Annotated in this window: 24 protein-coding genes; 9 read left to right on the top strand and 15 right to left on the bottom strand. The window is 65.5% G+C overall.

Going from position 1 to position 21,771, the window contains the following annotated elements:
• Window positions 1-200 precede the first annotated feature (200 nt).
• Complete coding sequence (locus AC1DYL_RS13590; RefSeq protein WP_477173550.1) at window positions 201-629, top strand: response regulator; 429 nt, start codon at window positions 201-203, stop codon at window positions 627-629.
• On the opposite strand, the gene AC1DYL_RS13585 is transcribed toward AC1DYL_RS13590, so the two are convergent.
• From AC1DYL_RS13585 to rpiA, 4 genes are all read right to left on the bottom strand, one after another.
• Window positions 630-2,012 (bottom strand): class II 3-deoxy-7-phosphoheptulonate synthase, encoded by a 1,383-nt coding sequence (locus AC1DYL_RS13585; protein WP_477173549.1) that lies wholly within the window; start codon window positions 2,010-2,012, stop codon window positions 630-632.
• A gap of 65 nt (window positions 2,013-2,077) precedes the next feature.
• Window positions 2,078-3,451 (bottom strand): glutathione-disulfide reductase, encoded by a 1,374-nt coding sequence (gorA, locus tag AC1DYL_RS13580; protein WP_477173548.1) that lies wholly within the window; start codon window positions 3,449-3,451, stop codon window positions 2,078-2,080.
• Window positions 3,452-3,518: 67 nt separating this feature from the next.
• Window positions 3,519-4,058 (bottom strand): DUF2059 domain-containing protein, encoded by a 540-nt coding sequence (locus AC1DYL_RS13575; RefSeq protein ID WP_477173547.1) that lies wholly within the window; start codon window positions 4,056-4,058, stop codon window positions 3,519-3,521.
• 38 nt (window positions 4,059-4,096) lie between these two features.
• Window positions 4,097-4,789: a ribose-5-phosphate isomerase RpiA gene (rpiA, locus tag AC1DYL_RS13570; protein ID WP_477173546.1), complete on the bottom strand. Its 693-nt coding sequence runs from the start codon at window positions 4,787-4,789 to the stop codon at window positions 4,097-4,099.
• A 233-nt stretch (window positions 4,790-5,022) separates the two neighbouring features.
• Here rpiA and AC1DYL_RS13565 point away from each other — a divergent pair, with 233 nt between their 5' ends.
• Together AC1DYL_RS13565 and moaA are read left to right on the top strand one after the other, a co-directional pair.
• Window positions 5,023-5,616 carry a L,D-transpeptidase gene (locus AC1DYL_RS13565; protein WP_477150355.1) on the top strand — a complete coding sequence of 198 codons (594 nt, stop codon included), beginning with the start codon at window positions 5,023-5,025 and terminating at the stop codon, window positions 5,614-5,616.
• Between the two features lie 94 nt (window positions 5,617-5,710).
• Window positions 5,711-6,751: a GTP 3',8-cyclase MoaA gene (moaA, locus tag AC1DYL_RS13560; RefSeq protein ID WP_477173545.1), complete on the top strand. Its 1,041-nt coding sequence runs from the start codon at window positions 5,711-5,713 to the stop codon at window positions 6,749-6,751.
• Window positions 6,752-6,824: 73 nt separating this feature from the next.
• Here moaA and AC1DYL_RS13555 read toward each other — a convergent pair whose 3' ends face one another.
• Both AC1DYL_RS13555 and AC1DYL_RS13550 read right to left on the bottom strand, forming a co-directional pair.
• Window positions 6,825-7,592: an SDR family NAD(P)-dependent oxidoreductase gene (locus AC1DYL_RS13555; protein ID WP_477173544.1), complete on the bottom strand. Its 768-nt coding sequence runs from the start codon at window positions 7,590-7,592 to the stop codon at window positions 6,825-6,827.
• A gap of 9 nt (window positions 7,593-7,601) precedes the next feature.
• Window positions 7,602-9,248 (bottom strand): GMC family oxidoreductase, encoded by a 1,647-nt coding sequence (locus AC1DYL_RS13550; RefSeq protein WP_477173543.1) that lies wholly within the window; start codon window positions 9,246-9,248, stop codon window positions 7,602-7,604.
• Between the two features lie 553 nt (window positions 9,249-9,801).
• On the opposite strand from AC1DYL_RS13550, the gene AC1DYL_RS13545 reads away from it, so the two are divergent.
• Complete coding sequence (locus tag AC1DYL_RS13545) at window positions 9,802-10,041, top strand: helix-turn-helix domain-containing protein (protein ID WP_477173542.1); 240 nt, start codon at window positions 9,802-9,804, stop codon at window positions 10,039-10,041.
• On the opposite strand, the gene AC1DYL_RS13540 is transcribed toward AC1DYL_RS13545, so the two are convergent.
• The 3 genes from AC1DYL_RS13540 to AC1DYL_RS13530 form a co-directional block, all read right to left on the bottom strand.
• On the bottom strand, window positions 10,038-10,919 hold the full coding sequence (locus tag AC1DYL_RS13540; RefSeq protein WP_477173541.1) for an alpha/beta hydrolase family protein: 882 nt from the start codon (window positions 10,917-10,919) through the stop codon (window positions 10,038-10,040). The genes AC1DYL_RS13545 and AC1DYL_RS13540 overlap by 4 nt on opposite strands.
• A gap of 1 nt (window position 10,920) precedes the next feature.
• A complete protein-coding gene (locus tag AC1DYL_RS13535) occupies window positions 10,921-11,400 on the bottom strand; it encodes an Lrp/AsnC family transcriptional regulator (RefSeq protein ID WP_477150289.1) in 480 nt (159 codons plus the stop codon).
• Window positions 11,401-11,509: 109 nt separating this feature from the next.
• Window positions 11,510-12,187 (bottom strand): thermonuclease family protein, encoded by a 678-nt coding sequence (locus AC1DYL_RS13530; protein WP_477173540.1) that lies wholly within the window; start codon window positions 12,185-12,187, stop codon window positions 11,510-11,512.
• 129 nt (window positions 12,188-12,316) lie between these two features.
• Here AC1DYL_RS13530 and AC1DYL_RS13525 point away from each other — a divergent pair, with 129 nt between their 5' ends.
• Window positions 12,317-13,831, top strand: a complete 1,515-nt coding sequence (locus AC1DYL_RS13525) for a sensor histidine kinase (protein ID WP_477173539.1) — start codon at window positions 12,317-12,319, stop codon at window positions 13,829-13,831.
• Here AC1DYL_RS13525 and AC1DYL_RS13520 read toward each other — a convergent pair.
• The 4 genes from AC1DYL_RS13520 to AC1DYL_RS13505 all read right to left on the bottom strand — a co-directional run bounded on the left by AC1DYL_RS13520 (window position 13,813) and on the right by AC1DYL_RS13505 (window position 16,710).
• Window positions 13,813-14,313 carry a hypothetical protein gene (locus AC1DYL_RS13520; RefSeq protein ID WP_477173538.1) on the bottom strand — a complete coding sequence of 167 codons (501 nt, stop codon included), beginning with the start codon at window positions 14,311-14,313 and terminating at the stop codon, window positions 13,813-13,815. The two genes, AC1DYL_RS13525 and AC1DYL_RS13520, sit on opposite strands and share 19 nt — an antisense overlap.
• An 8-nt stretch (window positions 14,314-14,321) precedes the next feature.
• On the bottom strand, window positions 14,322-15,140 hold the full coding sequence (locus AC1DYL_RS13515) for an aminoglycoside adenylyltransferase domain-containing protein (RefSeq protein ID WP_477173537.1): 819 nt from the start codon (window positions 15,138-15,140) through the stop codon (window positions 14,322-14,324).
• A gap of 3 nt (window positions 15,141-15,143) precedes the next feature.
• Complete coding sequence (gene cobT / locus AC1DYL_RS13510; RefSeq protein ID WP_477173536.1) at window positions 15,144-16,157, bottom strand: nicotinate-nucleotide--dimethylbenzimidazole phosphoribosyltransferase; 1,014 nt, start codon at window positions 16,155-16,157, stop codon at window positions 15,144-15,146.
• 88 nt (window positions 16,158-16,245) lie between these two features.
• Window positions 16,246-16,710, bottom strand: a complete 465-nt coding sequence (locus AC1DYL_RS13505; RefSeq protein ID WP_477173535.1) for an SRPBCC family protein — start codon at window positions 16,708-16,710, stop codon at window positions 16,246-16,248.
• A gap of 61 nt (window positions 16,711-16,771) precedes the next feature.
• Here AC1DYL_RS13505 and AC1DYL_RS13500 point away from each other — a divergent pair, with 61 nt between their 5' ends.
• Window positions 16,772-17,620 (top strand): adenosylcobinamide-GDP ribazoletransferase, encoded by an 849-nt coding sequence (locus AC1DYL_RS13500; protein ID WP_477173534.1) that lies wholly within the window; start codon window positions 16,772-16,774, stop codon window positions 17,618-17,620.
• Here AC1DYL_RS13500 and AC1DYL_RS13495 read toward each other — a convergent pair.
• Window positions 17,617-18,249, bottom strand: coding sequence for a glutathione binding-like protein (locus tag AC1DYL_RS13495; RefSeq protein ID WP_477173533.1), 633 nt, complete (start codon window positions 18,247-18,249; stop codon window positions 17,617-17,619). The two genes, AC1DYL_RS13500 and AC1DYL_RS13495, sit on opposite strands and share 4 nt — an antisense overlap.
• A 119-nt stretch (window positions 18,250-18,368) precedes the next feature.
• Between AC1DYL_RS13495 and AC1DYL_RS13490 the strand changes: the two genes are divergently transcribed.
• The 3 genes from AC1DYL_RS13490 to AC1DYL_RS13480 are packed head-to-tail and all read left to right on the top strand — an operon-like array spanning window position 18,369 to window position 20,529.
• Window positions 18,369-19,256 (top strand): LysR family transcriptional regulator, encoded by an 888-nt coding sequence (locus AC1DYL_RS13490; protein WP_477150281.1) that lies wholly within the window; start codon window positions 18,369-18,371, stop codon window positions 19,254-19,256.
• 51 nt (window positions 19,257-19,307) lie between these two features.
• Complete coding sequence (locus tag AC1DYL_RS13485) at window positions 19,308-19,994, top strand: retropepsin-like aspartic protease family protein (protein ID WP_477150280.1); 687 nt, start codon at window positions 19,308-19,310, stop codon at window positions 19,992-19,994.
• Window positions 19,995-20,037: 43 nt separating this feature from the next.
• Window positions 20,038-20,529 carry a nucleoside deaminase gene (locus tag AC1DYL_RS13480; protein WP_477150279.1) on the top strand — a complete coding sequence of 164 codons (492 nt, stop codon included), beginning with the start codon at window positions 20,038-20,040 and terminating at the stop codon, window positions 20,527-20,529.
• A gap of 167 nt (window positions 20,530-20,696) precedes the next feature.
• Here AC1DYL_RS13480 and dusA read toward each other — a convergent pair whose 3' ends face one another.
• A complete protein-coding gene (gene dusA / locus AC1DYL_RS13475) occupies window positions 20,697-21,713 on the bottom strand; it encodes a tRNA dihydrouridine(20/20a) synthase DusA (RefSeq protein WP_477150278.1) in 1,017 nt (338 codons plus the stop codon).
• Between the last annotated feature and the right edge of the window lie 58 nt (window positions 21,714-21,771).

Genomic DNA, 21,771 nt, shown 5'->3' with positions numbered 1-21,771 from the left:
ATGCCCCGTTAGGGTTAATGTTCCGCTAAACGGCAGTGGCACAATGCAATCGAACGCCCGCAAGCCCTTCGAACTGCACGATTTGCTAACGCTGACGAGGTTTTCCACTGCTACAGGGCGGCTGTGCGCCATGGGACTGCAACCCTTGGGCGGGCAGATGAGTTGCACCATCAATGCAGCCGACCGAGTTAGGCAGACTTATGAGCAGCAAGATATTGGTCGTGGAGGACGAGATCTTCATCGCGATGGCGTTTGAAGACCTGTTGCACGACCTGGGCCACGAACCGATCGGCATCGCCCCGGACAGCCGGCGCGCCATGGCATTGGCGTCAGAGGCCGAACTGGCGTTTGTCGACCTCAATCTCGCGGACGGGCCAACCGGCGTCGAGGTTGGGCGTGCCCTCGCCGATCGCGGGGTTACGGTGATCTATATGACGGCCAATCCGGAGCAGCTCGGCGAAGGTGTCCCCGGCACCATCGGGGTCATTCCGAAGCCGGCCGACAACAACGAACTTCGCCAGGCTGTCGAGTACGCGATCGCCGTGCGACGCCGCCACCAGGCGGATGCCCGTCCGCCGCTTCGGTTGAAGCTGTTCGACGGGCTCGGCGCCAGCGCCGCCGTCGCCTGACTATTCCGCCGCGATGATCCGCTCGCGCACCGGACGCTGTAGCCGCAGTTCCTCGGCGACGAGGAAGGCAAGCTCCAGCGCCTGGCTGGCGTTGAGGCGCGGGTCGCAATAGGTGTGGTAGCGGTCCTGCAGGCCAGCCTCGGTGATGGCCGCGACGCCACCGCCGGTGCACTCGGTCACGTCGTCGCCGGTCATCTCGATATGGATGCCGCCGGCATAGGTGCCCAGGGTGCGGTGGATGTCGAAGAAGCTCTTCACTTCGCTCAGCACGCGCTCGAACGGCCGGGTCTTGTAGCCGTTCGAGGCCTTGATGGTGTTGCCGTGCATGGGGTCGGAGCACCAGACGACCACCTTGCCCTCTGCCTTGATCGCTTCGATCAGGCGCGGCAGGTGGTCGGCGATCTTATCCGAGCCGAAGCGGCCGATCAGCGTGATGCGGCCGGCTTCGTTGGCGGGGTTCAACTTGTCGAGGATCCGCAGCAGGTCGTCGGCGGCAAGGCTCGGACCGCACTTGATGCCGACGGGATTGCGGATGCCGGAGAAGTACTCGACATGCGCGGCGTCGGCCTGGCGGGTGCGGTCGCCGATCCACAGCATGTGGCCTGAGGTGGCATAGTAGTCGCCGGTGATCGAGTCCCGGCGGGTCAGCGCTTCCTCGAAGCCCAGCAGCAGCGCCTCGTGCGAGGTGTAGAACTTGGTCTCGCGCAGCGAGGGCGTGTTTTCGCCGTTGAGGCCGAGGGCGCGCATGAAGTCGATGGCGTCGTCGATCTTTTGCGCCAGCTCCTCAAAGCGCGGGTAGGCGGTCGAGTCCTTCATGAACCCCATGGTCCAGTCATGGACGCGGGTCAGGTCGGCATAGCCGCCCGAGGCGAAGGCGCGAAGCAGGTTGAGCGTTGCCGCCGACTGCCGGTAGGCGAGCAGCAGGCGCTCCGGATCGGGGACGCGGGCGGCTTCGGTGAAGGCGATGTCGTTGATGATGTCGCCGCGATAGCTCGGCAGCGTCACGCCATCGATGGTCTCGGTATCGGATGAGCGCGGCTTGGCGAACTGGCCGGCGATGCGGCCGACCTTTACCACGGGCTTGGACGCGCCGTGCGTCAGCACCACCGCCATCTGCAGGAAGACGCGGAAGAAATCGCGGATGTGGTCGGCGCCGTGCTCGGCGAAGCTTTCGGCGCAATCGCCGCCCTGCAGCAGGAACGCCCTGCCCTCCGCGACTTCGGCCAACTGGTGCTTCAGCTCACGGGCCTCGCCGGCAAACACCAGCGGCGGGAACTTCCTGAGCTGCGCCTCGGCCGCTTCCAGTTTCGCCGCGTCGGGATAAACCGGCACCTGCGAAATGGGTTTCTGTCTCCAGCTTTGCGGCGTCCAAGTCGTCGGCATAGGCGTCATCTCCCGGTCGGCGGGCGGAATAGCAGGGGATTGGGGCGATGCCAAGCCGCAGCGGTCTACTGCTTTTGGCCGCCGCGATAGACGTAGCTCGGCTTCTTGAAGGTCACCAGTTCCTCGGCGGCGGTCGGGTGCATCGCCATGGCACGGTCGAAATCGGCCTTGGTGGCGTTCATGCCCATTGGGATCGCCGCCATCTGGATCAGCTCGGCGGCGCCCGGGCCGAGGATGTGGACGCCCAGCACCTTGCCGCCATCGGCGAGGGTGATGAGCTTCATCATCATGCGGTCCGACTTCAGCGACAGCGTGTTGATCATCGGGCGGAAGCGGGTGATGTAAACGTCGATGTCGCCGTGTGTGGCGGCATCGTGCTCGGTGAGGCCGACGGTCCCGACTTCCGGCTCGCCGAACACCGCTTCGCCGATCAGCGAGTGATCGACGGCGATTGGATTGTTGTTGAACAGCGTCTCGGCAAAGGCCTGCCCTTCGCGAATGGCAACGGGGGTCAATTGCGCCCGATTGGTGACGTCGCCGACGGCGTAGATCGAGGGCACGCTGCTCTGTGAGTATTTGTCGACGGCGATGCCGCCATCCTCGCCAATCGCCACACCGAGCTCTTCGAGGCCGAAACCGGTGACGTTCGGCGTGCGGCCAGTCGCGAACATCACCGCGCCGAACGGCGCATCGACGCCATCGGAGAAGCTCACCGTGGTGTCGTTTCCAGTCTGGCGAAGACCGCGCACATTGGTCTGGTGGATGATCTTGATGCCGCGTGCCTCGAGACCGGCCTCGAGCCCGGTGCGCAGATCCTCGTCAAAGCCGCGCAGCAGCTTTTCGCCACGATAGACGATGGTGGTGTTGACCCCCAGGCCGGCAAAGATGGTGGCGAACTCGACCCCGATGAAGCCACCACCCTCGATCAGGATCGAGTGCGGGAGTTTTTCGAGGTGGAAGGCCTCGTTCGAGGTGACGCCGAGTTCCTTGCCCGGAATATCGGGGATGTAAGGGTGCGCGCCGGTGGCGACGAGAATGGTCTTGGCGGTGAGCTCGCGGCCAGACTTGACGAGCTTGACGCTGTTTGGCCCGGTGAGCACGGCGCGGTCGCGGATGATCTCGGCGCCGGGCTTTTCCAGCCCCGCGACATAGGCCGCCTCGAGCCGGGCGATCTCCTTGTCCTTGTTCGCTACCAGCGTCGGCCAGTCGAAGCTGGCATCGACGGTCCAGCCGAAACTCGGGGCGATCTCGAACAGGTCCTTGAAGCGCGAGCCGTAGACGAACAGCTTCTTGGGCACGCAGCCGCGGATCACGCAGGTGCCGCCGATGCGATACTCCTCGATGATCGCGACCTTGGCGCCGTATGTCGCGGCCACGCGCGCCGCACGCACGCCACCCGAACCGGCGCCGATCACCACGAGATCGAAACTGTCACTCATCGCATACCCCGAACGTAAAAAGGCCCCGCGCGATGGCGGGGCCTGCAATCAGATAGGGTGCCGAAGCTCAGGTGTCGATACCCTTGGCCTTCAGCTCGGCGCGAACCCGGGCGAAGAACTCGGTGTTGAGGTTCGACGAGAACACATCCATCACGCGGCTGATCGTGCCGCTCAGCGTGGCGTTGGACTTGGCCAGCTTGATGCCGGTCGGCGAGGAGTAGAAATCGACGATCTGCTGCAGTTCTTCCTGGGTGAAGGAGAGCGCGTAGATGCGCGCGAACTGGTCGAACAGCTCGCCTTTCTTGCCCTTATAGGAGGAGATGACGGCCTCGATCGCGGCGTTCAGCGGCTCGGCGATCTCCGGATTCTGCGGCAGCAGCTGCTTGTAGGTGTTGATGCCCGCCTGCACGACGCTGGCTTCGTAGAGGCCACCGGTGTCGGTCAGGTCGACATACTTGCGGGCCAGCGCCAGGTGCTCGGGCGCAATCTCGGTCGGCGACTGGCTCATGGCCGGCAGCGCGACGAAGCTCGAAAGGATCAGCGACAGCACGGCGGCGACAAGCATCGGCGCGCGCTTGAAGGTGGACGTCATCAGCTTGGTGCCCATTGGTTGTGTTTCCCCTATAGCCTCTATCCGAGCGGCTCTCAGCCGTCCAGAACGTCGACACCGGCGGGACCGGCCACGTAGGCCCGCTTGCACAGCCCGATGAACAGGCCGTGCTCCACTACGCCCGGGATGTCGACCAAGGCCTTCGCCAGCGCTTCTGGCTGAGGAATACGGCCAAAAAAAGCGTCAAGGATGGCGTGCCCGCCGTCGGTCACGTAGGGCGTTCCATCGGCTTTGAGGCGACGGCGCAGATCGCCCTCGGCATTGAAATCGGCCATCACGACGCGGATCGCAGCGGTCGTGGCGCCGAGACCGAAATGATTGACCTCGATCGGCAAGGGGAAGCGACCGAGCATCTCGACGCGCTTGCTGGCGTCGGCGATGACGATCATCCGCTTGGAAGCGGTGGCGACGATCTTCTCGCGCAGGAGAGCGCCACCCGCGCCCTTGATCAGCGCCAGGCCGGGACCGATCTCGTCGGCGCCGTCGACGGTGAGATCGAGTTCGGGCGTGGTTTCGAGATCGGTGAGCGGAATACCGAGGCTTCGTGCCTGCGCGTCGGTGACCTCGGATGTCGGGATGCAGACGACTTTCAACCCGTCCCGCACGGCATGGCCGACGAGGTCGACGAAGTGCTTCGCCGTCGAGCCTGTGCCCAGGCCCAGGCGCATGCCGCTCTCTACTTCTGCCATCGCCGCAGCGGCGGCGCGGAACTTCGGATCATCTGACACAGCAAGGCCCTCCCCTGCGCCGGACCTAGGAGAGGCGCGAGGGCCTGTCAACCGGCCGCTTCACGCAGAGGTGAATGGAAATGTCGCTTCGCCGCAACACAATGTGGCTTGGGTGTTCGGAGTTTGTCCGAATCGTGGCATCGCCATTCACGGCCTGTTAGGAACAGTCTATCAACCATAACTGACTGGCTCGTAGCAGGGTCAATTTCGTCAAGAGGCGCAGTTTGAAGAACATGTCCAAGAGCAGAATAGCGATTGCCGCCTTGTTGTCGGCGATCGTCAGCCTGTCGGTAGTTGCTCCGGCCGCGGCGGCACGGATCTACAATCCCGATTCCAACATCTGGGAAGACTCGACCACCGTCAAAGCCCGGACCAAGCGCGGCAGCCCGATCGCACGCTCGATCGTCAACTACGAAACCAAGTTCAAGCCGGGCACCATCGTCATCGAGACCTCGGAGCGCCGGCTTTACCTGGTGCTCGCCGACGGCAAGGCGATGAAGTACGGCGTCGGCGTCGGCCGTGACGGCTTCCGCTGGTCGGGCCAGCACCGCATCACCCGCACGGCCGAGTGGCCGGGTTGGACGCCGCCGGCGCAGATGCGCAAGCGCGTTCCGGACCTGCCGGCCTATATGCCCGGTGGCCCGGACAATCCGCTGGGCGCCCGCGCGCTCTATATCGGCTCGACGCTGTACCGCATCCATGGCACGTCCGAGCCGTGGACGATCGGCCAGGCCGTGTCGTCGGGCTGCATCCGTCTCACCAACGAAGATGTTACCGACCTCTACGAGCGCGTGAAGGTCGGCGCGCTGGTGGTCGTTCACCAGTAACGACGGATCAAGTTTTCGATTTGGCCGGCCCTGGTGGCCGGCCTTTTCATTTTCAGTGCTAGGCGGCGACCGGCTGGTTGCGGTAAAAGGCCTGATGTCCCTGACGCTTCTCGAACAGCCGAACCTCGCGCCCACCGGTGCAGAGCGCCCGCTCATCGATCGATATGGCCGGCGGATCACCTATCTGCGCGTGTCGGTGACCGACCGCTGCGATTTCCGCTGCGTCTATTGCATGTCCGAGCACATGACGTTCCTGCCCAAGCACGAAGTGCTGAGCTTTGAGGAGATCGACAGTATCGTCACCGCCTTCGTCGCCCGCGGGGTGAAGAAAGTGCGGCTGACCGGCGGCGAGCCGCTGGTGCGGCGCGACATCATGGAACTGGTCGAAAAGATCGGCGGCCATCTCGGGCAAGGGCTCGAGGAGGTGACGCTCACCACCAATGGCAGCCAGTTGCGACGGCATGCGGAAGGCCTGGCCCGAGCTGGGGTGAAGCGGCTCAACGTGTCGCTGGATACGCTCGACGACAAGCGCTTCACCCAAATCACCCGCCGCGGACGGATCGCCGACGTGCTCGATGGGATCGACGCCGCCGACGAGGCCGGACTGAAGATCAAGATCAACATGGTGGCGATGCGCGGCGTCAACGAAGACGAGATCGAGCCGATGCTGCATTGGGCGCATGGCCGCGGCTTCGGGCTGACGCTGATCGAGGGCATGCCGCTGGGTGAGGTCGGGATCGACCGCGTCGACACCTACCTGCCGCTGAAGGAGCTGCGTGAGCGGCTGCAGTCGAAATACACGCTGGAGCCGACCGGGCACCGCACCGGCGGGCCGGCCCGCTATGACTATGTGGCGGAGACCAACGGCCTCGTCGGGTTCATCACCCCGATGAGCCACAATTTCTGCGAGAGCTGCAACCGCGTGCGGCTGACTGCGACGGGACAGCTCTACATGTGCCTGGGGCAAGACGACATGGTGGACCTACGCGGTGCCATCCGCGAGGGCGGCCCGGAGGCGCTGGACGCGGCGCTCGACCGGGCAATGCTGCTGAAGCCCAAGGGGCACGATTTCGTGCTGGACCGGGATCACACGGCGCCGGCGCTGAGCCGGCATATGAGTGTGACCGGCGGTTGACGGCGCCCCAGTCGTCCTGACACGTCGGTGGTTTGCCGCCCCCCACCCCTGGCTCGCGCCGGTGTTGGTGTGATCACCGCACCGTATATCCCCCATCCACCACCAGCACTTCGCCGGTTACATACCCCGACGCAGGTGAGCACAGGTATAGCGCCGCTGCGCCGATATCCGTGGCCGAACCCGGCCGCTTCATTGGGGTCATGTCGCGCCAGACCGGGCCCCAGACCGGATCCGCCAACCCGCCATTGGTCATGTCGGTGGTGATGTAGCCGGGAGCGATGGCGTTCACCCGGATGCCGTCTTCGGCGTAGTCCGAGGCAAGGCTCTTGGTCAGCATGTGCACGGCGGCCTTGGACGCATTGTAAGCTGCCTGCGGCTGCGGGATGTTCGAGATCAGCCCGGAGATCGAGCCGATATTGAGGATCACGCCGCTCTTCTGGGCGCGCATCGGGATGAGCGCCGCCTGGCAGGCGCGGAAGACGCTGTCGACGTTGATATCCATCAGCCGGCGATACTGCTCTTCGGGGAAGCTGTGGGTCTCGCCGTGCTGGGCGACGCCGGCATTGTTGACGAGGATGTCGAGCTTGCCGCCGCCGAGCCTTAATGCCTCGGCGACGAGTTGCGCGGGCACCGCGGGGTCCTGCACGTCGCCCTGGATATAGTCGACCTTGTGGCCGGCGTCCTTGAAGCGCGCGACGACATCCGGCTTGGGGACCTTGGACGAGAGGATCACGTGGGCGCCCGCGTCGGTCAGCGCTTCGACGATGCCGAGGCCGATGCCGCGGGTGGCGCCGGTGACCAGCGCGACTTTGCCGTCCAGACGAAACAGATCGAAGATCATTGCTCTCTCCTAATGCAGCACAGCTGTTGGCGGCCGGTCGAGGCCGAGAATGAAATCGGCGCAGCGGTCGCCCAGCATCATGGCGGGCGCCGTGGTGTTGCCGGCGTTGATGTTGGGTACCGCCGACATGTCGGAGACGCGGAGGTTATCCACGCCGCGGACGCGGAGGCGCGCATCGAGAACGGCCATCGGGTCGCCGTCGGCGCCCATTTTCGCCGTGCTGGCCGGATGGTAGTTGGTCTTGACGAAGCGCCGGCAGTGCTCGGCCATGACCTCGTCGCTGAGGTCCGGGCCGGGTGGCGCGATGACCTTTTCGATGCGCTTGCCGAGGGCGCCGGTGAGCAGCACGTCGCGGAAGAAGCGCTGGCCCTCGACCATCATCTTCATGTCGTCCGGGTGCTGCAGCAGATGCGGCGAGACCAGCGGCATGTCGGCGGGGTTGGCTGAGCGCAGCTCGACGTAACCGCGCGATTTGGGCTTCACCAGCACGGTGGTGATGGTGACCCCGTAGGTGTCGTCGAATACCTTCAGCAGGTCGCGGTCGAGGTAGACGATCGGCACGCAGAACGCCTGGATGGAGGGCGGTGCGTCGCGGTCGACGGGGTTGATGAAGGCACCGGCCTCGAAGCCGGCGGAGAGGATCGGACCGTTGCCGAACAGCTTGAAGTTGAGACCGTTCTTCAGCATGCGCCAGCCGACGCCCTGCTTGAAATAGCCGTAAGGCCCGTTGGCGACCGAGATCACCGGGACTTCGGGATGGTCGATGAGGTTCTGGCCGACGCCGGGCAGATCGACGAGGGTATCGATGCCGTGGCTACGCAACTGCTCGGCGGGGCCGAGGCCTGAGAGCATCAGCAGTTTCGGTGTCACCAGCGCGCCCGAGCTGAGGACAATGTCGCCAGATGAGTACGCGGTGTGCTCGGTGCCAGCCGCGTCTCGGTAGGTGACGCTGACCGCCCTGCCCTTCTCGATGTTGATCTTCTGCACCGCGGCGCGGAGGCGCACCGTCAGCCGCGGGTCGTCCTTCAGCGGCTCGACATAGGCGTAGGCGGCGCTCGAGCGTTTCCCCTTGCGGTTCATGAACTGGTAGAAGCCGACGCCGCGCTGCGTCACGCCGTTGAAATCGTTGGTGAACGGCTCGCCCTTCTGCTGCACGCTCTGTACGAACCAGCGCGACACGTCGTCGATGTGGCCCGGGTCGGAGACCAGCAGCGGGCCGTCATTGCCGTGGTAGTCGTTGCTCAGCCGGTTGTTGCCCTCGATGCGGCGGAAGTGCTGCAGCACGGTCGACCAGTCCCAAGCGGCGCCGTCATTGCTGCCGCGCAGGATCTGGTCCCACTCGTCGTAGTCCGAGGGCCGGCCGCGCATGTAGACCTGCGCGTTCACCGAGGTGCCGCCGCCGAGCACATTGCCCTGCGGAATGTCGTGCACGCGACCATTGAGGTGCTGCTGCGGCACGGTGTGGTGATAGGTCATGTACTTGGAGCCGTTGATCAGCTTGAAGATCCCCGGCGGCATGTCGAGCAGCGGATGATGGTGCGAATAGCCCGCCTCGAGCAGCAGCACGCGCCGCCCGCCATCGGTCACCAGCCGGGCGGCCGCGACACAGCCCGACGCTCCCCCTCCGATCACGATGTGATCGAATTCCTCCCGCATATTCGCCCCCTCCAGGACCGCGCCCTAACCGGCGCGCAGGTCAGGCGCTTTGCGCCATCTTGTTCGCCTACCATAGACGGGCCGTAGAAAAAGTCGAACGGTCGGAGGAGGCCGGACCGCTCAAAAGTCAGGGGACGCGCAGATAACGGCGGTCCGTTATGTTCGCGTTACTTACGGATACGCGAATCGGCAAACTTCGCGCTCGTTTCATCATGTAAGACGTAATCCCACCCTGCCGGAGCAGCATTGTCTGCAAGTATCTGAGAGCACTTTCTGTCCTCATCCATCCGCTTTGACCGCCTAAACTTAACCATTCGCCTCTTCTCGAAAAATGTGATTGGTATCGCCGCCTGTTTGACTAAATTTCGCCGCATATTCTGCGAATTGGAGACGCCAGCGCAGTCCCGGATGAGCCCAAATGGGTCGTCCGGCGAGGCGATGTAGGGCTGGGACAAGTGAATACCGAGATACGTATTGATGCGCGTCGCATCGCGCCGCCGGATAATGTTGCGCAGCGGCGCCGGGATTGGCTGGTTTGCGGAGCGCCCGGAGCGTGACCGACAGTCCGTCGCATGCACAAATTCGCGCGGCGCGCGCCTATCTCGGCTGGACCGCCCTGGACCTTGCCGCCGAGGCAGGCGTTTCGTTCTCGACCGTGCGGCGCGTCGAAATGCCCGGCCCGCGGGCGGTACGCAACGAGAACTTCGCCGCCATATGCGACGCCTTTGCCCGCCATGGCATGCGGTTCGTCACGCATGACGATGGGACGCTTGGGGTTGCAGGCCCGCGCTAGAGGCTCTTGGCGAAGAACGCCAGCGCAGCTTCCCGCATGCGCGGCGTTTCCTGGTGCTTGACGCCAGGTTCCGACACCAGTTGCAGCCGGTCGGGGTGGCCGGCGTAAGCCGCGCTCGTCTCGTCCCAGGCCAGCGCGACGGCTTCAGCGGGCGTGAGCGAGTCCGCCTCGCCGATGCAGATAAGTTGCGGGCGCGGCGCGACCAGCGCTCCGATGGCGCCGGCATCGGCCTCGTTCAGCAGGCCCGGCACTACGAGATAGACACCGTGCCCGTCGTGGGCGCCCAGCTCGATCATGGTGCGGAGGTCGGCGAAGCAGCAGAGATGCGCCACGGCCTTGATGCGCTCGTCCATGGCGGCGAGCCAATAGCTCAGGGTGCAGCCCATCGAGATGCCGAACGCACCGATACGGAGCGGATCGACCTCAGGGCGCGACGCCAGGTAGGTCAGCGCGGCCAAGTGATCACAGAGCATCTGGCCGAACAGGCCCTTGCCGTACCAGAGCAGCGCCTTGGCGGCGGCACCTTCCGACACGGTGGCGCGCTTGCCGAACACCGGCATGTCGATGCAGAGCGTCACATAGCCGGCGCGGGCGAAGACCGGCCCGAGCGGATCGAGCAGATACTCGCGGCCGTCGAGCAGTTCGTCGGCGCCGATGTCATAGCGCCCGCCATGCGAGTGGCCGTAGAGGATGGCCGGCAGGCGGCCCTCGACCTTGAGGGGACGGGTGAGGATGCCGCGCACCTCGGTGTCGTCGAGCAGCAGGGTCAGGTGTTCGACCTCGTAGCCGTCGCGCTGCTCGATATGGGCGGCGCTGAGCGAGATAGCCGGTTCCACCAGCCCGACGAGCTGGCGCAGTCTTTCGCGGGTAACGGGCATGCTACTTGTCGTCGTCCGAAACGATGGCGAACTCGAGCGGCAAAGCCGTGGTGTACTTGATCTGCCCCATGGCGAAGGACGAGCTGACGTCGGTCAGATTGATCTTCGAAATCAGCTTTTTATAGAACGAGTCGTAGGCCGCGATGTCGGGCACGACGACGCGCAGCAGGTAATCGACCTCGCCGCTCATACGGTAGAACTCGACCACCTCGGTGAAATCGTCGACCACCGCAGCGAACTTCCGCATCCACGCGTCGTTGTGCTCGTTGGTGCGGATCGAGACGAACACGGTGACGCCGGCGTTGATCTTGGTGGGATCGAGAACCGCGACGCGGCCCTTGATGATCCCGTCCTCTTCCATCTTCTGGATCCGGCGCCAGCACGGCGTCGTCGACAGCCCCACCTTGCGGCCGATTTCGGCAACCGGAGTGGTCGCGTCCTTCTGCAGGAGCGCAAGAATCTTGCGATCGATCTTGTCCAAAGCTATGGCAGCCCCCTTGAAATCAGATTGCGTGATGGTGGAAAAATCACCGATGCAGCGCAAAAATACACAGTGCAGGCGGCCATACAACGCAAATATCTTGCGCCTGTCAACTAGACAGAAGGTTCCAAAGCCACGCCAGAAACCGATCAAATCGACTGGGATTTCCGGTCTCGGCGGCGGTAGCAGCCGCCTCGCGCCGGCGCCATGCGGCAGGCGCGTCGAAACTGCCTTGCCAGATGCCGAGCCGCGCCTTGCGGGCTGATGCCTCTACGCCGGCGTAACGGCTTGTGGCAACTGCAAATCCGTCGGCTACCATGGCCTCGGCGATGTCGGTTTTGCCATCGCGGCACAGGGCGAGCAGCCGGCCGTAGCGGTCGTGGCCCTCTGGCCGGCAGGTGAGCGCCTTGCCGCGCGTCAGGTCGCGCATCCGGCGCGACGAGCCGACGCCGCACTCCCAGGTGTTGCCGTCAGCAGTGCGGCAGGTCTGGTTCCACTCGGGCGCATCGAGGCCGGTAAGCCGGATGCGCTGGCCGGCGATGTCGATGGTATCGCCGTCGACCACGCGCTCCACGCTTCCGGTCAGCGGCGGGCCGTCGAGTGAGAACGGTGCGTCGGGCATGATGAGGTAGACTGCGAGCAACCCTGCCCCGATCACCACCATGATCCAGCTTCGCCAACGCATGCGGAAACGGCGCGGCAGCGGCGTGCGGCGCCCGCTTGCCCAAGCCGGCATGGCGCCCTGCACTACTGGCGAAGACTGCCGATTGTCTTGGGCTTTACCCATTTGGCCACCCGGCAGTTCACCATAACTTAACCATGCGGCGCATAGGGTTTTTGCACAAGCGTAACGAACGCGTTTCCTGTTCGCGATAGTGTTGTGTTGAGTATTTGAGTAATGGCGTTGAAGCCCGCGATGCACGATGCAGACGTGCGCGCCCAGATGGGTCGCGAGCTTCGCCGTAACTCGCAGCGGACGGTGTTCGACGCGCGCCAGCGCCTCACCTCGAGCTCCGGCACCCGCGCTTCCTTCGATTTCGAACTGCTGGACGAATATGCCAGCTCCCGGCTTGGCGGGCTGCTGGCCGTGCCGGCCCTTGTGCTGATCCTGGCGCTGTTCGCCAGCCTGTGGGTGTCGCCGCTGGCCGCCGCGGGCTGGGCGGCCCTGGTGATCGTCGCCAATCTGGCCGTGGCCTGGCTCTGCCGCCGCTTCAAGGACGAGCCGCAGGAGAAGTTCAACGCCGGGCGCTGGACCGCCAGCTTCGTCGTCGCCGAGATGGTGAACGGCATCGCCTGGGCGTTGCTGTCGCTGTTCACGCTGATGACCACCGATGCCGGACCGCTGCTGGTGGCAATGTTCGCCATGGCGCTGATCGGGATCGCCGCCAATGCCGTATCGACGCGCACGCTGCCTGGCGCCACGCTGTCCAGCACGCTGCCCTCCGCGGTGACGGTGACGATGAGCCTCGTCACGGCCGGCGGCACGCTGAACTGGGCGCTGGCCGCGGTCGTTGTTGGCGGCGAGATGTTCTTCGTGTACCTGGCCAAGCAGCTCTACAAGTCGGAACTCGAGACCATCGAGCACCAGGCGGAAAAGGACTCGCTGATCAACGAGCTCGAGGAAGCGCGCGAGATGAGCGACGAGGCTCGGCGCCACGCCGAGCAGGCCAATATCGCCAAGTCGCAGTTCCTCGCCACGATGAGCCACGAGTTGCGGACGCCGCTCAACGCCATCATCGGCTTTTCGGAGGTGCTGCAGTCCGAGCTGCTCGGGGCGCACAACGTGCCGCAGTACAAGGAATATGCCGGCGACATCCATTCGTCCGGCCAGCATTTGCTCAACCTTATCAACGAACTGCTCGATCTGAGCCGCATCGAGGCGGGCAAGTACGACCTCAACGAAGAGGCGGTGTCGCTGATCGATATCGCCGAGGATTGCCGGCGCATGGTGGAGATCCGTGCCAAGGCCAAGAGCATCGAGCTGAGCGTCAGCTATGCGCACAACCTGCCCAAGCTCTGGGGCGACGAGCGGGCGATCCGCCAGGTGGTGCTGAACCTGCTGTCCAACGCCATCAAGTTCACCCCGCAATCGGGCAAGGTGCACCTGATGGTGACGCGCTCGGGCGATGGCGGGCAGCTGCTGAGCGTGCGCGACAACGGTCCGGGCATTCCCGAGAACGAGATCGAGACGGTGTTGTCGTCGTTCGGCCAGGGTTCGCTGGCGCAGAAGACCGCCGAGCAGGGTGCGGGGCTGGGGCTGCCGATCGTGCAGAAGATCATGGAACTGCACCAGGGGCGCTTCGACCTCTTCTCGAAGCTGCGGTTCGGAACCGAGGTGATCGCGACCTTCCCGCGGGCGCGGGTGATGGATGCCCTGGCGCCGGTGGTGGAGAAGAAGCCACGGTTGCAGATTTACTCGGAAGCGAGCTGAGTACCGCCTTCCGATGCCGAGATTGGGAGCGTCTTGGTCGCCTTGGCGATCGCGTTTCGATGATCGATCCTGGCGATGAACCGTGCGGCGCGCGCAACGGCGTCGAACAGGTACTGATCCGGTCCAAGCATTTTGCGCGCGTTTAGCGCTTCGGTGCTCAACAAGTCGAAGTCCACGCGCTCGATAAGGCAATCCCACCCCGCGTGCCTCGTGGACCATTTCTTTCGATGGTGTGCCAGCAGCCGGCCTCGCGCCGAATAGCCGTGGTAGTCGAACGCGATTTCACCATCGGTCAGGTAGATGTGATTGCCGGCAAAGTCGTTGGCGGGGATTACTCGCTCCGCGCGAAATCCAGCTAGCGGCGGAGCGGCCAGATATGTGCCGGCGAGGATGTGGCAGGCGCCGTGACCGAAGAAGATGCGGTCCGGAAGCGCCCAGCGTCGCTGGGGATCGCGCTTGATGCCGGGACGAAGGAAGTACATCGCGTCGCCTAGTGGTTGCTCGCTCTCGCATGGCGGTCGTCAACGATCTCCCCGATCGCCATATCGACGAATGCCAGTGCATCGTGCCGCCGGGCGAACGGGTTGCCATATGGCGACGGCCCGCCTCTCCTATAGGCTAGCGCTTCCTCCACAATCGGCCGCCAGCGCGGATCGAACGCCGTCAGTGCCCACTCGCCAGCCGCGGACTTGGAAGCAATCTTGCCCGTGGCTTTGGTGTAGTGGAGGCGGCTGATGCCGAGGACGCCCCACATCGGCATGGCGCGGCCGAGCATCTGGACTCCTGTCGACGAAACGCCCGACGCCCGGGCCAACCAACGCCGCCAGTAGCTCTCGGCGTTCCCGCGCACCCAGGCGACGAGCCGTTCCCGGTCGTGCCACAGCGCGTCGCGGTCTAGCTCCCCGATGACTGTCACGGCGTCGGCGAGCGCGAACCACGTCACCGGGTTGCGGTTGCCGCGCGCCACCACGACGAAATCGCCCTGTTGGGACGTCGGCCCATCCGCGACAGCGTCGGGGCCGGCGTGCAGCTCGTCCTCCGTCAGCCAGACGCCATCGAGGCTCGGCAGGGTCGGGTCGGTGCGATAGCTGCGGTGGACGACGACCAGCGCCTCGGCGTCGTCATCAGTCAGTTGCCGCGATAGAACAGCGACGAAATCGAGGTCGCTCCTGCCCGGACGGAAATCGCCATCGGCAACGGAGCCGACAAGATGCAGGCTGCGGACCAGGTCGCCGGTATTGCGCTGCAACAGAGCGACGAGATGGCCAGTGGCGAGGCCGATGGTCGACTGCGCACCGGCCGCGATCATCGCCTACGCCTCCTTGTCGCTGACCCCGGCGCTTCCGAAGGTCGCCATGTTTTTGTGCAGGTGAAGCGCGGTCTTGGCAAGCACCGCCGCGAGGGCCGCGCCGCTCCCCTCCCCCAGCCGCATGCCGAGGCTCAGCAGCGAGCGCTTGCCCATCGCTTCGAGCGCGCGGGCATGGGCATGCTCGGCGGACACGTGACCGAAGATGCAGTGGTCGATCGAATCCGGGTTCACGGCATGGGCGATGGCGGCGGCGGATGTGGCGACGAAACCGTCGACGATCACCGGGATCTTCTGCTGGCGCGCTGCGATGATGGCGCCGAGCATGGCGGCGATTTCGCGACCGCCGAGGCGGGCGAGGATGGCGAGCGGATCGGTGAGCGCGCCGGCATGGAAGGCGATGGCGCGATCAACCGCATCGGCCTTGCGCTTGAGGCCGGCATCATCGACGCCCGTGCCGCGACCGACCCAGTCAGCACCGGTGCCACCATAGAGGGCAGTGTAGAGCGCGGCGGCGATGGTGGTGTTGCCGATGCCCATCTCCCCGATGGCGAGCAGGTCCGGCTTTCCGGCGATCGCCTCCATGCCGTAGGCAATGGTGGCGGCGCACATCTTGTCGTCCATCGCCGCTTCACGCGTGATGTCGCCGGTGGGCAGTTCGAGCGCGAGTTCGAAGACGCGTAGGTTCAGCTCGTGCAGCGCGCAGATCTGGCTGATCGCAGCGCCGCCGGCGGTGAAGTTGGCGACCATCTGCGCCGTCACCTCGCGCGGAAAGGCCGAGACGCCCTGGTCGGTGACGCCGTGGTTGGCGGCAAAGATCGCGACCATGGGGTTATCGAGCGTCGGTTTCGCCTTCCCCTGCCAGCGGCCGAGAAACTCGACCAGCCCCTCTAGCTCGCCGAGCGAACCGGGCGGCTTGGTGAGCTGGCGATCGCGCTGGCGGATGGCAGCGACCGCGGCTTCGTCGCCCGAGGGGGCGATATGCAGGAGGTCGATGATGTCGGCGAAGGGGGACGGCAATTTCAGCTCCGGATCGGGGGACGCCACTCATGGGCGAGTCCGGCCCCAAGAGTCCAGCACGATCGGGATCAGCAGTGCTGACCCGGGCTCAGCCGATGCCCAGCCGGGCCTTGAGGTCGGACTCGCCCCAGCCCATCAGCACATTGTGGTTCCAGGCGAAGGCGGGACGCAGGATTGGCGCGAAGGCGCGCATCCAGGGTTTGCCGAGGTCGATGCGCCAGTCGTAGCGCACTGCCGTGCCGTCGCCGTCGGTGGTGAGCGTCCAAAGTCCGACACCGTTCAGCTCGCCGCTGGCGCGGCCTTCAATCAGGCGCATCGGCTCTATGCCGGTGGACTCGACGTCGAACGTGATGGTGTAGGGCAGCGCCGTGGCCCAGGTCAGGCGGCGGATTGCTCCGACCCCGCTCGCGTCGCCGTCGCGCAGCCGCTCCACCTTGCGAACGGCGCGCCACCACGAGGGCCAGGTGTCGACATCGGCGATCTCGGGCCAGACGCGATCCAACGGCGCAGCGATCCGCCAATGCGACACCAGTTCGAACTGGGTGACACTCATCTTGCATTGCCCCCAAGGCTGAAGGACAAGCGAGCATCGCCCCATGGCAAGGGAACCGCAAGTGAGTGACGACGCCCCCGGATCGCCCCCACGGCAAGACAATCATCGCCCGGTCACGCCACCCGAGGCGCCTCCTGCCTATGGCTGGCGGCTGACCGACGACCTGATCATGGGCTTGCGGTTCTTCTCGCGGCTGCCAACCGGTGACAGCCCGTTCGAAAAGCCCGTTCTCAACCGCATCGCGGTGGGATTGGGCTTCACCAGCGTCGCCATCGGGTTCCTGCCGGCGCTGCTGATGATGCTGACGGCCTGGGCCGGGATCCCGAGCTATTTCGCCGCCACGCTGGGCGTCGCCGCCATGCTGGTGGCCACCGGGGCGATGGCCGACGACGCGATTGCCGACAGCGCCGATGGGCTGTTCGGCGGAGCAAGCATCGAGCGCCGGCTCGAGATCATGAAGGACAGCCGGCACGGCACCTATGGGGTGGCGGCGCTTGGACTCTATCTGCTGTTCCGCATCACGGCGATCGGCGGGGTCGCTGCCCACAACCCGCTTGCGGCCGGCGCCATCTGGCTCGCCTCGACGGTGATCGGACGGTCCGCCTCGCTGTGGCTCAGCGTCGCGCTGCCCAATGCGCGCGAGGGCGGTGCTTCGGCGGCGGTTGGCCGGGTGTCGCGACGGGCGTTCTTCGGTGGCATGGGCTTTGCCGTACTGCTGGCCTTCGTGCTCGCGGCGCCGTTCACCAGCGTCGTCGCGGTGATCGTGTCGCTGGGCGTCGCAGCGGGTGTCGCAGCGGCGTGGGTGTGGGCCTGCCGCAAGCTGATCGGCGGGCAGACCGGCGACCTGATCGGGGCGCTGCAAGCGCTGATCGAGATCGCCGTGCTGACCGTGTTGCTGGTGTTCGTCTAGGCGGCCTTGGCCTCAGGGCTGGCCGAGTGCAGCCGGATCGCCTCTCGGACGTGCGGCCGGGCCTTCATCCGCTCGAACCAGGCGCGGATGTTGGGGAAGTCGCTGAGCGGCGTTTTCGCCGCGGCGGCCCAGTTGACCATCACGAACAGGTAGGCGTCGGCGACGGTGAACTGCTCGCCCAGCAGCCAGGTCTTGCCGGCGAGTTGCTGCTCGACGATGGCGTAGCGGGCGGCGACACGCTTGCGGGCATAGTCCTGCGCCTGTTCCCCGACTTCGGGGTGGAACAGCCAGGGCGAGTAGGTCTTGTGCAGTTCGGTGCCGAGGAAGGTCAGCCACTGGTTGAGCAGCCGCCGCTCGATCGTGCCAAGGGCGGGTGCGAGACCGGCCGACGGGTTCAGGTCGGCGAGGTACTGCAGGATAATGCCGGCTTCGCTGATTTCACTGCCGTCCTCAAGCGCCAACAGCGGCACATAGTTGCGGGCGTTGATGTCGGTGTAGAGCGTGCTGTCGGCCAGCGTGTGCGGCTCGCCCATGATGTCGACATAGGTGAAATCGAGCGGGACGCCAGCCTCGGCGGCGGCAATGGCTGGGGCAAGCGAGCATCCGTAGGGATGATAGTAGAGCTGCATTTGGTCTCTCCGGGTTGGTGATGCCAGAGAGCTAGTCGCGGCGACTTCGAAAGGCGAATGGTGATTTCGCCATCGGCATTTGCATGTTTGCAAGCGGCGCCCATGCTATATCGAGAGCCATGGAAAACTGGAACGACCTGAAGCTGGTGCTCGCCATCGCCCGCGCCGGCACCCTCGGCGGCGGCGCCAATGCGCTGGGCGTCAACCACTCCACCGCCTTCCGGCGGCTGAATACGCTGGAGGAAAAGCTCGGCGTGCGGCTGTTCGAGCGGTTGCCTGGTGGTGTCTACCAGACGACCACCGAAGGCGAACGCGTTGCGACCACCGCCGAGCGGGTCGAAACGGAGGCGGATGCGCTGAGCCGCGAGGTCGGCGGGCGCGACCAGCGGCTCACCGGCGCGTTGCGCGTCACCTCGTCGGAGACGCTGGCCTACAGCGTCCTGACACAGCAGCTGGCTCGGTTCCGCGGGGCGCATCCAGGGATCGTGGTGGAGCTGGTGGTCGACAACCGGGTGCTGAGCCTCAGCCGGCGCGAGGCCGATATCGCGCTGCGCGTCACCCGGCCGAAGGAGCCAGACCTGTTCGGACGGAAGCTCGCCGACATCGCCTGGACCATCTACGGAGCGCCCTCGCTCGGGCCGGTCGACGACCTGGCCGGGCGCGACTTCATTGGCTGGGGCGCGGAGGTGACCGGTATCGCTGCGGCGGACTGGCTCGGCGAGAAGATCGAGCCGCGTCATATCGTCTATCGCGCCAGCAGCCTCATCAACCAGTTCACTGCCGCAAAGGCCGGCATCGGCTATGCGGTGCTGCCCTGCTACCTCGGCGACATCGAGCCGGGGCTGGTGCGGGCCAGTGCCGGTCCGGTCATCGAGTTGACACGCGAGCTATGGATCGTCACCCATGCTGACCTCAGGAAGACGGCGCGAGTCCGGGCCTTCTTCGATATCGTCGGCGATGGGCTGATCGCGCAGAGTTCACTGTTTGCCGGTCAGCGCACTGCTTGAATTGCGCCGGCGCCACCCCATTATCGTGGAAGCGCCAGCGAAGGGATCTGCATGCTGTTCATCGGTTTCGCCATCGTCATCGCCATCGGGTTGGCACTCCTGGTCAGCGCCGACGCCGGAACGATGGTCGGCCTCACGCAGGAACAACTGGGCCAACTGCTGCCGCTGCTGGTCATCCTGATCTTCATCGCGGGCGGGCTGTTCTCTCGGCGATACAGGTTCTCCGAGCTGTTCGGCAACCTGATCCTGTGGGCCGGCATCTTCGGCGTCGTGCTGGTCGGCTACACCTATCGCGACGACCTCTCGGGGGTCGCGTCGCGGGTATTCGGCGAGCTGATGCCCGGCATCGCGGTGGTCGACGGAGAGCGCGGCACGGCCACGTTCCGCGGCGGGCGCGACGGGCACTTCCAGATCAACGCGACCATCAACGGCTCGGACATCCGGACCATCTTCGATACCGGCGCCAGCGCCGTGGTGCTGACGCATGGCGACGCCGAGAAAGCCGGCATCGCTACGGACGTGCTGAACTACAACGTCTCGGTCTCCACCGCCAACGGCACCGGCAAGGCGGCGAGCGTTACGCTCGACCAGATCGAGGTCGGCGGCATCGTGCGCAATAATGTGCGCGCCTTCATTGCGGAACGCGGCGCGCTGGAAACGAGCCTCCTCGGCATGAGCTTTCTCGGCACGCTGAGCCGCTATGCGGTGACTGGCAACGCGCTCGAACTGGTCGACTGAGCCCGGCTCGGGCATAGTCTGTGGGCAATCAACGGAGACCCCGATGCCCGCACGCCCCTATGACGAAGCCCTGCTGCGCCAATCCTTCGCCGTGGCCAAGCGCTCGCGCGATGGCGGCGATCATCCGTTCGGCTCGGTGCTGGCGGACAAGCACGGCAAGGTGCTGCGCGAACAGGGCAACGGCTACAGCTCGGAAGGCGGCGACCGCACGGCGCATGCCGAGAAGCTGCTGGCTTCCTGGGCGGCCAAGAACCTCAGCCTCGAAGAGCTGAAGGACTGTACGCTCTACACCTCGGCCGAGCCCTGCGCGATGTGCTCGGGCGCCATCTACTGGGCCGGCATCGGCCGCGTGGTGTTCGGCCAGACTGAACGCGACCTCAAGGCGCAGACTGGCGCGCACGAGGAGAACCCGACGCTCGACTTGCCCTGCCACATTGTGTTCGAGGCGGGGCAACGGCCGACGGAGATCGTAGGGCCGATGCTAGCGGAGGAAGCGGCGCAGCTACAGGCGGATTTCTGGAAGGACAAGCACTAGAGGCCGGTGGCTCCCTGCCCTCATCCGCCCTTCGGGCACCTTCTCCCACAAGGGGAGAAGGCGATGGGACCGTGGGTTCTCAGTCGGGCGCCTTCTCCCCCTGTGGGAGAAGGTGGATCGGCCGCAGGCCGAGACGGATGAGGGTCGTCCCACGGGGACGGCCTCAACTAAACCGCCAGCGCCAGTTCCGGCTCCAGCGCGTCGAAGGCGCGCATGATGACTTCTGGACCGGCGCCGCGCTTGCAGGCGTCGACGCTCAGGATCTGGCGGAAGGTGCGGGCGCCGGCGCGGGCGTTGGCGAGGCCCAGCATATGGCGGGTGATGTTGTTGAGCCGCGCACCCTTGCCGATCTCGCGCTCGGCATAGTCGGCCATGGCAAGCATCACGTCGCGCAGTTCAACGGTCCGCTCCCGCGCGCCGAAGAAGCGCTCGTCGACCAGCGTCAGCAGCATCGGCTCGTGATAGGCGACCCGCCCGAGCATCACGCCCGACATGTGCGCCATGTGCAGTTCGGCGTCCTTGATCGACTTGATGCCGCCGTTCAGCATCACCGGCAGTGGCGCCAGCCGCTCGGCCAGGCGATGAACGCGAGGGTAGTCGAGCGGCGGGATTTCGCGGTTTTCCTTGGGGCTCAGGCCCTTGAGCCAGGCCTTGCGCGCATGAACGTAGAGCGCATCGACGCCGGCCGCGACCATGGTGTCGGCGAAGCGGTCGAGGCTCTCTTCGGTATCCTGATCGTCGATGCCGATGCGGCACTTCACCGTCACTGGCCTGTCGGTGGCGTCGCGCATGGCGCGGACGCACTCCGCAACCAGGTCCGGCTCCGCCATCAGGCAGGCGCCGAAACGGCCCGACTGCACGCGATCGGACGGGCAGCCGACATTGAGGTTGATCTCGGCATAGCCGAACTCAGTGGCGATGCGGGTCGCCTCGGCCAGTTCCTTCGGGTCCGACCCTCCGAGCTGCACCGCTACGGGCTGCTCCACCGCATCGAACCCCAGCAGCCGCTCGCGCGGCCCATGCACGACGGCTGCGCTGGTCACCATCTCGGTGAACAGCAGTGCGCGAGACGTCAGCAGCCGATGCAGGTACCGACAATGCCTGTCGGTCCAATCCATCATCGGGGCCACCGAAAGGCGGCGGGCGGTTGCGAGGTCGTGTGCCATGCCCGGGAAATAGGGCATGCTGATCGAAAATGCCAGACGCCACGACCACCGGGTCGGGGTCACCCCATCGAGGGCG

It is taken from the genome of Devosia sp. P1_H9, assembly GCF_056405135.1.
The sequence above is the reverse complement of the archived record's forward strand: the minus strand, read 5'-3'. Positions and strand labels throughout refer to the sequence as shown.